The sequence below is a fragment of the Duganella sp. 3397 genome (genome assembly GCF_031456625.1).
In the GTDB taxonomy this organism is placed as follows: Bacteria; Pseudomonadota; Gammaproteobacteria; order Burkholderiales; family Burkholderiaceae_D; genus Rugamonas; species Rugamonas phyllosphaerae.
In genome coordinates this window covers 722,285-734,615 of sequence record NZ_JAVDVB010000005.1, presented here as the reverse complement: position 1 = coordinate 734,615, position 12,331 = coordinate 722,285, and the positions used below count along the sequence as shown (strand labels likewise).

The 12,331-nt window shown below is 64.2% G+C and carries 11 protein-coding genes and 1 pseudogene; 8 read left to right on the top strand and 4 right to left on the bottom strand.

Features of this window, described 5'->3' with window-relative positions; translation table 11 throughout:
- The 8 genes from J2X54_RS19540 (at position 1) to J2X54_RS19505 (ending at position 7,290) form a co-directional block, all read left to right on the top strand.
- Positions 1 to 726, top strand: a complete 726-nt coding sequence (locus J2X54_RS19540) for a flagellar basal body rod protein FlgF (RefSeq protein ID WP_070246685.1) — start codon at positions 1 to 3, stop codon at positions 724 to 726.
- A gap of 27 nt (positions 727 to 753) precedes the next feature.
- Positions 754 to 1,545, top strand: a complete 792-nt coding sequence (gene flgG, locus J2X54_RS19535) for a flagellar basal-body rod protein FlgG (protein WP_167359031.1) — start codon at positions 754 to 756, stop codon at positions 1,543 to 1,545.
- Positions 1,545 to 2,207 (top strand): flagellar basal body L-ring protein FlgH, encoded by a 663-nt coding sequence (gene flgH / locus J2X54_RS19530; RefSeq protein ID WP_310182775.1) that lies wholly within the window; start codon positions 1,545 to 1,547, stop codon positions 2,205 to 2,207. Before flgG ends, flgH begins: the two co-directional genes overlap by 1 nt.
- Before the next feature lie 86 nt (positions 2,208 to 2,293).
- On the top strand, positions 2,294 to 3,406 hold the full coding sequence (locus J2X54_RS19525; protein WP_070246705.1) for a flagellar basal body P-ring protein FlgI: 1,113 nt from the start codon (positions 2,294 to 2,296) through the stop codon (positions 3,404 to 3,406).
- 7 nt (positions 3,407 to 3,413) lie between these two features.
- Positions 3,414 to 3,866, top strand: a complete 453-nt coding sequence (locus J2X54_RS19520; RefSeq protein ID WP_310182772.1) for a rod-binding protein — start codon at positions 3,414 to 3,416, stop codon at positions 3,864 to 3,866.
- Between the two features lie 89 nt (positions 3,867 to 3,955).
- On the top strand, positions 3,956 to 5,326 hold the full coding sequence (flgK, locus tag J2X54_RS19515; RefSeq protein ID WP_310182770.1) for a flagellar hook-associated protein FlgK: 1,371 nt from the start codon (positions 3,956 to 3,958) through the stop codon (positions 5,324 to 5,326).
- A gap of 11 nt (positions 5,327 to 5,337) precedes the next feature.
- Positions 5,338 to 6,240, top strand: coding sequence for a flagellar hook-associated protein FlgL (gene flgL, locus J2X54_RS19510; protein ID WP_070246690.1), 903 nt, complete (start codon positions 5,338 to 5,340; stop codon positions 6,238 to 6,240).
- A 12-nt stretch (positions 6,241 to 6,252) separates the two neighbouring features.
- Positions 6,253 to 7,290 (top strand): hypothetical protein, encoded by a 1,038-nt coding sequence (locus tag J2X54_RS19505; RefSeq protein WP_070246691.1) that lies wholly within the window; start codon positions 6,253 to 6,255, stop codon positions 7,288 to 7,290.
- Here J2X54_RS19505 and J2X54_RS19500 read toward each other — a convergent pair.
- The 4 genes and pseudogenes from J2X54_RS19500 to J2X54_RS19485 all read right to left on the bottom strand — a co-directional run.
- Positions 7,290 to 9,494 (bottom strand): annotated as a pseudogene (locus J2X54_RS19500) (putative bifunctional diguanylate cyclase/phosphodiesterase); the annotation flags it as partial. The gene J2X54_RS19505 and the pseudogene J2X54_RS19500 overlap by 1 nt on opposite strands.
- A gap of 120 nt (positions 9,495 to 9,614) precedes the next feature.
- Positions 9,615 to 10,058: a hypothetical protein gene (locus tag J2X54_RS19495; protein WP_310182766.1), complete on the bottom strand. Its 444-nt coding sequence runs from the start codon at positions 10,056 to 10,058 to the stop codon at positions 9,615 to 9,617.
- 57 nt (positions 10,059 to 10,115) lie between these two features.
- Entirely contained in the window at positions 10,116 to 10,847 is a 732-nt protein-coding gene (locus J2X54_RS19490; protein WP_310182764.1) for a DUF882 domain-containing protein, read from the bottom strand.
- A gap of 596 nt (positions 10,848 to 11,443) precedes the next feature.
- Positions 11,444 to 12,301 (bottom strand): EAL domain-containing protein, encoded by an 858-nt coding sequence (locus J2X54_RS19485; protein WP_310182761.1) that lies wholly within the window; start codon positions 12,299 to 12,301, stop codon positions 11,444 to 11,446.
- Positions 12,302 to 12,331 lie beyond the last annotated feature (30 nt).

Sequence of the window (12,331 nt, the reverse complement as noted above, 5' to 3'; positions counted from 1 at the left end):
ATGGATTCGCTGATCTTTACCGCCATGAGCGGGGCCGAACGGGCCCTGCGCGGCCAGCAGGTACGCGCCAACAACCTGGCCAATGCCGACACCGTGGGCTTCCGGGCCGATATGGAAATGTCCACCGCGCAAGCGGTGCAGGGCTATGGCTACGACGACCGCCACATGGCGCAATTACAGGCCAACTCGGTCAACACCCGCCAGGGCACGGTCAAGTCCACCGGCCGCGACCTCGATGTGGCGATCTCGGGCGCCGGCTACCTGACGGTGGAAGGCCCGACCGGCGAGGCCTACACCCGCGCCGGCGCCATGGTGCTCGACGAGACCGGCACGCTGCGCATCAACGGCAACGTGGTGCTGGGTGAAGGCGGCCCCATCACCCTGCCCGAGTACAGCAAGATCGACATCGGCACCGATGGCACCATTTCGATCCAGAACCCTGGCACGACCACCATGCAGACGGTGGACAAGCTGCGCCTGGTCAAGGCCGAAGGCTCGGAACTGACCAAGAACGAAGCGGGCCTGCTGATCGCGCGCGACGGCGTGCCGCTGGCGACCGATCCGACCGTGGTGCTGCGCTCTGGCCACCTGGAGGGCAGCAACGTCTCGGCGGTGGAGGAAATGGTCGCCACCATGAGCCTGAACCGCACCTTCGAAGTGCAAATGAAATTATTCAAGGCCACCGATACCATGGCCGAAACCGGCAATCGCCTGATCAGCGGCTAAGCTGATCCAACCGAATAGGGAGTAACCATGAATCCAGCAATGTGGATCAGCAAGACCGGCGTGCAAGCGCAGGACCAGAAACTGCAGGCGATCGCCAACAACCTGGCCAATGCCAACACCATTGGTTTCAAGCGCGACCGCGTGGTGTTCGAAGACCTGTTCTACACCGTGGGCCAGCAGCCGGGCGCGCAAGTGGCCGACAACAACACCCTGGCGCCGTCAGGCGTGCAGCTCGGTAACGGCGTGCACATGGTCGGCACCCAGAAGGTATTTACCAACGGCAGCCTGCAAACCACCGGCCGCGAACTCGACGTGGCCGTGATGGGCAACGGTTTCCTGTCGGTGCGCCAGCCGAGTGGCGAAACCGCCTACACCCGCGCCGGCCAGTTGCAGATCGATGCCAACGGCATCCTGGTCAACGCCCATGGCCTGCCCCTGATTCCGCAGATCACGGTGCCGGACAACGCCACCGCGCTGACCATCGGCGAAGACGGCACCGTCTCGGCCAAGATCGCCGGCACCGCCACTCCGAGCCAGCTCGGCCAGCTGACACTGACCAGCTTCATCAACCCGACCGGCCTGATGGCCCTGGGCGAAAACCTGTACGCCGAGACTGCATCGAGCGGCACCCCGACCGAAGGTGCACCGGGCACGGCACAGTGGGGCAAGATCAAGCAAGGCACGCTGGAAGGCTCGAACGTGCAGGTGGTGGAAGAAATGGTGGACATGATCGCCGCCCAGCGTACGTACGAAATGAACACCAAGGTGCTGTCGGCCGCCGACAATATGTTGCAATACCTGGCCTCGGCGGCACGCTGATGAAAGCCGCACTGCCTGTGTTGCTGGTGGCCGCCCTTACCGGCTGCGCCAGCCTCGAACCGCCGGCGGTCCGCCCCGGCCCGATGGACGAGCCGCCGCCGCTGGTGCGTTCGACCATGCCGCGCGTGTCCGGCGGCGGCGTGTACAGCCCGGACATGGGCATGTCGCTGACGTCCGACAGCCGCGCCTTCCGCGTCGGTGACGTGGTCACCGTGATGTTGCAGGAAACCACGCAGGCCAGCAAACGCGCCGGCACCAGCTATTCCAAGGAATCGTCGAACAACGTCGCTGCCCCGAGCCTGCTGGGCAAGGTGTTCCCCAAGGCCAGCATTGGCCTGGGCGCCGACAATTCGTTCACCGGCGACGCCACCAGCACCCAGCAAAACGCCCTGACCGGGGCAATTACCGTGGTGGTGCAAGAAGTGCTGCCGACCGGGCTGCTGCGCGTGTCTGGCGAAAAAGTGTTGACCTTGAACCAAGGCGAAGAGTTCGTGCGCCTGCGCGGCTACCTGCGCGCGGCCGATATCGACGCCGAGAACCAGGTGTCGTCGCTGCGGATCGCCAATGCCCGCATCGCCTACTCGGCGCAGGGTACGCTGGCTGATACGCAATCGGCTGGTTGGTTGTCGCGGTTCTTCAACGGTCCGTACATGCCGTTTTAAATTGGGTTCCCGCGTTCGCGGGAACGACGACTCTTGGCCCGGGGTTGCAATAGCTGACCGGGTGACGTCTACATTTGGTGATCTTCATGAACAAGCTGTCCCGCTTCATCGCCCTGCCGCTGGCCCTGTGCCTGGCCTTTGCCACCCTGCCCGCGCAGGCGGCGCAGGTGTTGCGCAACCTGGTGGCGGTCGAAGGCATCCGCGACAATCCGCTGGTAGGCTACGGCCTGGTGGTGGGCCTGAACGGCAGCGGCGACTCGACCCAGGTCAAATTCGCCAGCCAGTCGGTGATCAATATGCTCAAGCAGTTCGGCGTGAAAGTGCCGGACGGTACCGATGCCAAGTCGAAAAACGTCGCCACCGTGATGGTCTCGGCGGTGCTGCCGCCCGGCTACCGCAAGGGCCAGGCAATCGACGTGGTGGTCAGCTCGCTGGGCGACGCCAAGAGCCTGCGCGGCGGCGCCCTGCTGCTGACGCCCTTGCGTGCGGCCGACAATGAGGTCTATGCGCTGGCACAGGGCAACGTGGTGGTCGGCGGTTTCTCGGCGCAAGGCAAGAGCGGCTCGTCGGTAACGGTCAACACCCCCACCTCGGGGCGGATTCCGAATGGCGCCGCCATCGAGCGCGCGATTCCCACCGATTTTGCCAGCACCCCGAGCGTGCGCCTGTCGCTGCGCCATCCGCATTTCCAGACCGCCATCAATATCGTCGATTCGATCAACAAGCGCTTCGGCGACATCGCCACCGCCAGCGACGCCACCTCGGTCGAGGTGCAGGCGCCGTCCAACCCCACCCAGCGCATCGCCTTCATGGCCAAGCTCGAGGCGCTGTCGATCGACGTGGGCCAGGACGCGCCGAAAGTGGTGTTCAACTCGCGCACCGGCACCGTGGTGATCGCCGAAGGCTTGCGCGTACGCGCCGCCGCCGTCACCCACGGTTCGCTGAAAGTCGTGATCTCGGAAAGCACCAAGGTCAGCCAGCCGAACGCGCTAGCCGGCGGCAACACCGTGGCCACGCCGCAGTCGCAGGTGAGCGTTGACCAGGGTTCTGGCCAGATGTTCAACTGGCCGGCCGGCGCCAAGCTGCAATCGATTATCGACGTGGTCAACAGCCTGGGCGCATCGCCCGACGATATCATGGCGATCCTGCAAGCGCTGGACCAGGCCGGCGCCATCGAAGGCGAACTGGTCGTTATTTAAGGAAATCATGAGCCTGCCCCCAACGTTCGACCCCTCGCGCCTGATACCGGGCACCCCTGGCAAGCTGGCGGACGTCCAGGTGGCGCCGGTCGCCGCCCAGGCCGGCGACACGGTCGATCCGGCGTTCCGTGCCAAGGCTACCGAGGCGGCGGTGAAATTCGAGAGTTTCTTCATTGGCCACATGTTGCACCAGATGCGCTCCGGCACCCGCGTGCTGGCCGACGAGGACAGCGCTCTGAATAACAAGGTCAACCAGGACATGCTGGACATGGCCGACAACCTGGTAGCCGACCAGCTGGCCGGGCGCCGCGCGTTTGGCGTGGCAGACGCCATCTTGCGCCAGTTACTGCCGCAACCAGTCCCCGCTGCAGGTGCACAGGCCGGCAAAACCGGCTCCACCAATGACAGAATTATTTCCGAAGTGCAAAATATTTCGGAACCGCTTAATCGGTCCCGCTAGGCCGTCGCCTTCTACAAGTAACGGACCGGCGGCGCTTGCCCATTGCAAGCTGCGGTCCTTCGCGTTCACCAGGAAAGACCCTTGCAGATATGACCATCACCTATAACGCACTGTCGGGCGCACTGGCAGCGCAAGCTGCCATTAACACGGTGAGCCAGAACATTGCCAACTCCAAGACGGCGGGCTATACGCGCCAGGGCGTGCTCTTACAGTCGAACGCGGCCAGCGGCGACAATTCACCTGGCAACGGTGTCATCGTGGGTTCGCTGCTGCGATTCTCAGATTCCTACAAATCGCAGCAGATGTGGCGGTCGAATTCGGAACTGGGCAAGCTTTCCCAGGTTCAGCCTTACCTGACTCAGCTGGAAAAGGTCATGAACGACCCCACCTCGAGCATCAGCTATGGTTTCGATAATTTCTTCAAATCGCTCAACGCGGCTGCCGTCGATCCCACCTCGACCCCGCTGCGCCAGCAAGTGATTACGTCTGCCGATTCGATGTCCAAGCAGATCAACAGCATTTACAACCTGACCTCGACCCAGATGGTCTCGTCGCAGCAGCAAAGTTCGACCATGCTGCCCGCGCTCAACGAATCACTGGCCAGCATCGCCGCCCTCAACGCCAAGATCAGCTCCGTCGGTGCGACCGGCACCAGCACGTCGGCGCTGATCGACCAGCGCGACCAGTTGATCGACAGCGTGGCGTCGCAAGTAAGCGTGGAAGTGGTGTACAGCGCCGACGGCAGCGCCAACCTGTCGCTCAAGACCGGCCAACCGCTCGTAGCCAGCGACATCTCCGCCAAGCTCGCGTATGAGGCGCCAGGTGGCGTACAGACGCTGACGCTGGCGTTTGCCAACACCAAGTTCAAGCTTGACGACACCAAAGTTGGCGGCAAGCTCGGCGGGCTGGCGGATTTCCGCGCGAATACCTTGAAGCCGCTGCAGGAGTCGATCGTCGACATCGCCAGCGCGTTCAGCACCAACTTCAATAACGTGCTCAAGGGCGGCAGCAAGAGCGATGGTACCGACGGTACCGCACTGTTCGTGCTCAATGCCAGCAGCACCACCAGCCTGCTCAGTATCGACCCGGGGTTTACCACCGCCGACCTGGCGTTTGCCGCGCACGGCGAACCGGCTGGCGACAATACCAACCTGCAAGCATTGATCGGTGTTCAGACCACGGCGATCAACGTGGGTTCGCTGGGATCGGTCCTGCTGAACGACGCCGATACCCAACTCGTCGGCAAATTGGCGATCCAGAGCCAGCAGAACCAGGCGCAAATGAAAACCGCCACCACCATCCGCCAGCAGGCCGAAGACGACTGGAAATCGACCAGTGCGGTGAACGTGGACGAGGAAGGCATCAACCTGATCGAATTCCAGAACATGTATCAGGCTAATATGAAGGTAATTTCGGTCGCGAACTCGTTGTTCGAAGCCACCTTGCAAATGTTTAATTAAGGGGAAGCACCATGCGTATCGCCACCAGTCAATACCAGGCAACCATGTTGCGCGGCCTCGAGGAAAACCAGAGCTGGGTCTCCCGTATCAACGAACAAATGGCATCGGGCAATCGCATCATGCTGCCGTCGGACGATCCGGTCGGCGCCGTGCAAATCTCGCGCATGACGCGCGAACAGGCGCTGATCGGCCAATACCGCGACAATATTGCAGCGGTGCGTATCCGCATGTCGTCCAACGAGTCTTACCTGTCGAGCATGACCGGCGAGATCACCCAGGTCAACGACCTGATGGTGCGTTCGGCTGACGGCAGCAATACCCCGGCCGACCTGAACGCCATGGTCACCAGCCTGACTTCGTTGCGCGACAGCCTGCTCTACACCGCCAATCAGAAAGATGCCGAAGGCCGCTACGTGTTTGCCGGCACCACGGTGCAAACCGCTCCGATCAAGCTCAATACCGTCACCGGCCAGTACGAGTACCTGGGCAACGAGAAGAAACAGGTCACCGTCGTGGGCAACGGCATCACCCAGAATACAAACGTCGATATCAAGGGCCTGGAGGACTTCCTCAACAAGCTCAGCGCCACCATTACCGTGCTGGCCAATCCCAACGTGCAACCAAACTCGACCTTAGTGCGCGATACGGTGGCTGCCACCATGGGCAGTGCCACCTCCACGCTGGAACTGGTGTCTGGTAAAATCGCCCAGCTCGGCGGCGCCCAAAACATTCTGAATACGCTGTACGATAACCACACCAACGTGGGCCTGTCGAACGATAACGCCCTGCTCAGCCTGAGCAAGCTCGATTACGCCAAGGCTGCCACCGACCTGGCAGGTTATTCGCTGGCCGTGGAGGCGTCGTACAAGGCCTACACCAAGGTCAGCGGTCTGTCGCTGTTTAACATCCTGTAATCACCGGCTACCATGCAAATCCCGTCACCATCGACTCCCCCCGTCATTGTCGCCGGCAATGGCGGCAATGCCAGCGCGGTCGACGGCACCGCCCTCGGGCTCAACGGCGAGAAAGCAGCCACTGCCACGCCGGTCAACCCCACGCCCACCGCCGCGGCACCGCTGCGGCGCGGCCTCAACAATTGGGACCAGCCGCTCCAGCGCGACATTTCCGGCGCCCAGCAGGCGCTCGATTTCCTCGAGCAGAGTGCTGGCCAGTTGCGCAGCCTGAAGGCCGACCTCAGCGCACGCCTGGCCAACCGCCAGCGCGCCGACGGCAACCTGGAAAGCAATGTGCGCCAGTTCGGCAACACCTGGCGCAGCCGGTCGGTGGCCTCGGGCGGTACACTGGACTCCCAGCTCAATTTCAGCAACGAGAACACCCGCACCCGCTTTACCGTGCGCGGCATGAACGTGGCCAATCTGCGCCAGGGCGGACGCGAGGTGCTGGCGCTGTCGCTGGGCGGCCAGAACCTGCGCTCGGTGGTGCTGGAACCGGGCATGAACGACCAGCAGATCGCCTTGCGCTTCGATGATGCGCTGGCGCCGGCCGGCGTGCGCGTCAAGCTGGCCGAAGATGGCCAACTGGAATTTTCGGCAGCGGAAAACGAGTTCGCGGCCATCCGCGACAGCCTGGCCGTGCAGGGCAACGGCCAGCGCTTTCCTGCCGGCCAGCTCAACCGCCTGCGCGCCGAGCCGGAAACCCCTGTCATCGAACCCGACACCTGGCAGACCAGCGACGCCGAAGGTTTGCGCGCGACCTTGCAGCAAGTGCTGCAAGCGCTGGCACAGGTGGAAAAATCGATCGCCTCGGTGCGCTCGGCACTGGGCCAGGCCAATGCGCGCGTGAGCAGCACGGCGCCGAACATCTCCACCGAGGGCATGGAACTGGTGGCCGACAAGTTTGTCGATACCGCCCAGCAGCCCGGCTACCAGTCCTTGTTGTCGATCACGTCGGCGTTGTCGGGAATCAGCCGCGAACGGGTGGTATCGCTGTTGCGCCTGCGTTAGGGACCGATCATGGTTTTCAGGCCGCGCTGCGCCAGCGCGGTGAACTCGGGCGCAGCCATCGGCTGCGCATAGATATATCCTTGGGCAAAATCGCATCCCGCCAGTTCCAGCAAATGGCTTTGCGCCGCTGTTTCCACCCCTTCCGCCACCACCCGCAAGCCGAGCCGGTGCGCCATCAGGATCAGCGCCTCGCACATGGCCAGGTCGCCGCTGTCGCTGGCCAGGTGCTGGATGAAGCTGTGGTCGAGCTTGAGCAAGTCGATGCCGAAATGCTTGAGGTGCGCCAGCGACGAATAACCGGTGCCAAAGTTGTCGAGCGCCACCTGCACGCCCATCTCGCGCAACTCGCGCAAGCGGTCCGCCACCTGCGTGTTCTTGTCCAGCAACACCCGCTCGGTAATTTCGAGCACCAGGCTGCGCGGCGCCAGCCCCAGTTCGGCCGCGTAGCGCAGCCAGCCGGCGTACAGCGCCGCGTCGCCGCGAAACTGCGCCGACGACTGGTTGATGCCGACCTGGAAGCCGGCGCCGATCTCGTCCTGCCACAGTCGCGCCTGGCGCGCAGCCTGGCGGAACACCCAGTCGCCGATCTCCATCATCAGGCCACCCGATTCGGCAAACGGTAAAAAGTCGCCCGGCGCCAGCAGTCCGCGCTGCGGATGGCGCCAGCGCAGCAACGCTTCGGCGCGCTGGACGCCGCCGGTGCGCAGGTTGACGATCGGCTGGTAATGCAGTTCCAGCTCGCCGTGGGCCAGCGCAGCGCGCAAATCGAGCGTGACCTGCTGGCGCGCCTGCGCCGCCTGCTGCAGGTCGGCCGTGAAATAACTGTAGCGGCAGCGCCGGCTTTGCTTGGCCGCGTACATGGCCTGGTCGGCATTGCGCACCAGGTCCTCGGGCGAGACCGCGTCGGCCGGGAATACCGAGATGCCGATGCTGGCCGAAACCGCCGGATTGGCCGCCCCCAGCGCAAACGGCGCCTGCAAACGGGTGACGATGGCCTGGGCAATGCGCTCGACGCCGTTCATGCTCTCGAGCGCGGTGAGGATGACGGTAAACTCGTCACCGCCCAGCCGCGCCACGGTGTCGGTGCCGCGCACGCAGGCGGCGATGCGACGCGCCGCCTCGACCAGCAGCGCGTCGCCCTGGTCATGGCCGAGCGTGTCGTTGACCTGCTTGAAGCCGTCGAGGTCGATGAACAGCAGCGCCAGCAAGGTGCCTTCGCGGCGCGCCTTTTTCACCTCTTGCCCCAGCCGGTCCTGGAACATGTGGCGGTTGGGCAGCGCCGTCAGGGTATCGAAATTGGCCTGCTGCCAGATCAGCTCGGCGGAAGCGCGGCTGTCGGTGATGTCGGACACCAGCGCCAGTGCGCCCAGGTAGGCGCCAGTGGCATCGAATATCGGGTTGGTGGCCAGCGTGACCCACAGCTCGCCGCCGTCGCGGCGCAGGAACTTGAATTCGTGGCGCTCGGCCTCGGCCCCCCGGCGCTGGCGGCTGGCAATATTGCGTTCGAGGATGGCGCGGCCTTCATCGTCCATGAACGCGACCAGCGGCTGGTCGAGCATGTCTTCGATGGCATAGCCGAGCATGTGCGCCATCTTGGGGTTGACGAAGCTGGTGCGGGCGCTGGCATCGATTTCCCAGATACCCTCCTCGGCGCAATGAACGATGCGGCGCAAGCGCTCCTCGCTGCGCTCGAGCGCGGCCAGCTTGCCTTCGGCCGGTTCCAGCTGCACCCGCAGCGCCTGGCCGCTGCGCTCGGCGCAGGCGCGCAGCGTGATCGCCACGCCCTGCTGGTGTACGTTGGCGCCGCGCACCAGTTGCAGGTCGCAGCGCTGCGGCGCGGCGTGATTGAAGGCGGCGCGCACAAAACGGTCGAAGTCGTCAAGAAAGCGCGGCGCGACGAAATGGCGCAGGGCCAGGCGCTCGGGATTGCTGCGCGGCACGCCCAACAGCTCGGCGCCGCTCACGTTCATTTGCAGGATGGTGGTGTCCAGGCCCAGCACACAATAGCCGACCGGGGCCAGCAGGTACAACTCGTCGAAGAAGGACTGTTCGGCGTCGGCGTCGGCGTCGGCGTCGGCCTGGGCAGTGTGGGCCAGGGGGCCGGCCGCAGGCGGCTGCGGCAATACGGCAAAACCAGGTAACAGGCCGGCTTGCTCGCCGGACATCAACGGCGCACGCCGCTGATCGATGGTGACTTTCTGCATACTCTCCCTTTGCCATGCTTCCAAGAACGACTTGGAACTAGCCTAGCATTGTCATTAAGGGATGTCGAGAAAACATCAATAGTTCGTTAGAGTCACGCTGCAACCGTTGTCAGCGCGCTATTACCAGGCCGCACCCATGCGGCGCCGGCCGAAATTGTGACCGACGACCAGGATCGAACTGGCGATCAGGCTGGACAGGCCGATCATCAACTGGATCAGCTTGTCGTCGGGCAGCACCCAGATCGAGCCGGGCGGCGCGTCGGCCACGTTGGCGGCAGCCATGATCAGCGGCGCTACCCATTCGGCTTCGGGCGTGACATCGAGGATCAGGGCGCCGTCCTGGGTGGTGTGCAAATAGATTTCGCCGCCGGCGTCGAGCGTGAAGCACACGCCATACCCGGTTTCGTGCGGGGCGATGTGTTCCTGCAGACTCAGGTTATGTTCGGCGATCCACAATTCAACGTCGGCCGGGGTTTCCAGGCCGCTCCACGGCACCGGCCGAAAGCGCGGGCGCTCGCTGCAGTTTCGCTGATTTTGATGGTCTTGCTGGTCTTGCTTGTTCAATCTGAACTTCCTGTGCGGTCACCGAGGCGCCAGTGTACCCGATCGACGGCGCCGCCGTCAGCCCTTCCAGGTGCGATTGAGGCCGGTGTCGGCGTGGATCCAGCCGCCGCGCGGGCCGCCGCGGTAGTAGAAACCAACACCGCCCTGGCGGAAGCTTTTCACCAGGCCGCCCAGCACTTCCTCGTTGAGGTTGACGATGCGGATGTCGGCAGCGCGGCCCACCATGTGCAGCGACTGGCGCGCGGCAGGTACGCCCGCTTCGCGCAATTTCTGGTTCGACGCCGGGGTGCGGTAGCCGGACAGGATTTCCAGCGGCGTGTCGATGCCGAAGCGGCGCACGAACGCTTGCGCACCCCACAGGGTTTCGAACAGCTTGGGGTCGATCTTGGCGGTTTCCTTGCCGTTGACGTCGCGCAGCAGGTGGCACAGGTCCTGGTAGGCAGAGTCGATCACTTCGCCGTCGCGCCAGTACAGCAGCTTGGCGCGCTCGTTGCTGGCCGGGCGATAGACTTCGATGGTGCGCGGGCGCAGCCAGAATTCCAGGTCCAGCGCCTGGGCGTCGAAAATGTCGGGCGGTGGCGCCAGCTCGCTGCTTTTGCCCGAGGGCGCCGACTGCTGCGATGCGTGCGGCATGGCCGACGCGGTCTTCGAATCGGTGATGATCGCCGGACCGGTTGGACGCGTTACCGCTTTGGGCGGTTTGGCGGCGGCGGTGGTGGTGGTGGTCTGGCGCGGGCTGCTGGTGCCGCAGCCGATCAATGGCAGCGCCAGCACGCTCGCTGCCGTCATTCCGAAACCCTGCTGTAAAAAATCTCTGCGCGAAGCCATGGTACATCCGTGATAAGTGATAGGGGCACTATAACTGATGCAGGGGGAAATAAAAAAGCGCGCACGGATCGATTTACTGCCTCGGAGACCGGAATCGACAAGTCTTAAGCGAGAATTAAGGCAATGCTAAGTCTCCTGCAAGGTTCGGGCGTCTGGTGAAGTCACCCGCTAGCCAACGCCATCAGAACCGTCATCCTCGCGAACGCGGGGATCCATGCTGAGCCCAAGCGCCGTTGGCTTGCTGCGAAGCGGTCACTGATCAACGGTGCTATGGATCCCCGCCTTCGCGGGGATGACGGATTGGCGGTCCCTGGATGTGGTGGCTGCTTCGCCCGGCGCGGATTGGCGGCCCAGGCTGCGGCGGACTGTGGTGCTGTTTCGCACGGCGCGGATTGGCGGTCCCTGGCTGCGGCGGCCTGCGGTGGCTGCTTCGCACCGTGCGGATTGACGGTCCCTGGCTGCGGCGGCCTGCGGTGGCGGCTTCGCACCGTGCGGATTGACGGTCCGAGGCTGCGGCGGCTTGCGATGGCAGCTGCGCACCGTGGGGATTGGCGGTCTCAGGCTGCGGCGGCTTGCGGTTGCGGTGCCGCGCCGGCCAGGGTTGCGCTCGGTTCGCCGAGCAGATAGCCCTGGCCCAGCAGCGACGCCCCGGCCGCTGCGCCCAGTTCGCGCAGGGTTTGCAGCGCCTGGTCGCTCTCGATGCGCTTGAACACCACGGCCACCCCGGCCTCTTGCGTGCGGCGCAACAGCGCCAGCAGCCCGTCGGTATCGTGCAGCACCCGGGTATCGAACTTGAATACGTCTGGCCGCAAGCGGTCGAGGATGCCGATGGCGTCCTGCGCGCTGTCGACGTTGACGGCAAAGCGGAAGCCGTTGCGGCGGTAGTTGTCGGAAACATAGTTGAGCAGCCAGCCCTGCTGCGGCGTGGCGACCGGCAATTGCAGCACCACGCGCGCCAGCGGCAACTCGAGCGCATCGAGTATGCGGCGGAAGGCGTGGCCGTGGTTGCTGCTCACCGCGCTGAGCAGCCGGTCATGCACATTCAGGTACAGGTCGGCCGCCGCATTGGGCGCACTGTCGGCCTGGCGGAAGAAATTGATCGAATGGAGCATGCGACACAGGCGGTCGAGTTCGATCGACTCGTTGTCGCTGGCCGCGTGGTCGAGCAGCTTCCACAGGGACAGGCCCTTGTCCTGGGCCGAAACGCTGCGCGCCAGGCCTTCGTAGGCAGAAACCGCGCCGCTGTCCAGCGCCCGGATCGGCTGAAAGGCGCTGCTCATGGTGCAATTGAAAAACCGCCCCTGCGCCCTGCCCTCGTGATCGAGCCAGATGCTGGAGGTCTCGCCGGCGGCGCCGGCAGCGCAGGTGGCGCCGGAGAGGCGCGCCAGGTATTTTTGCAAGATGGGGAATGACATGGAAATCCTCGGCAACGACACAGTACCGAC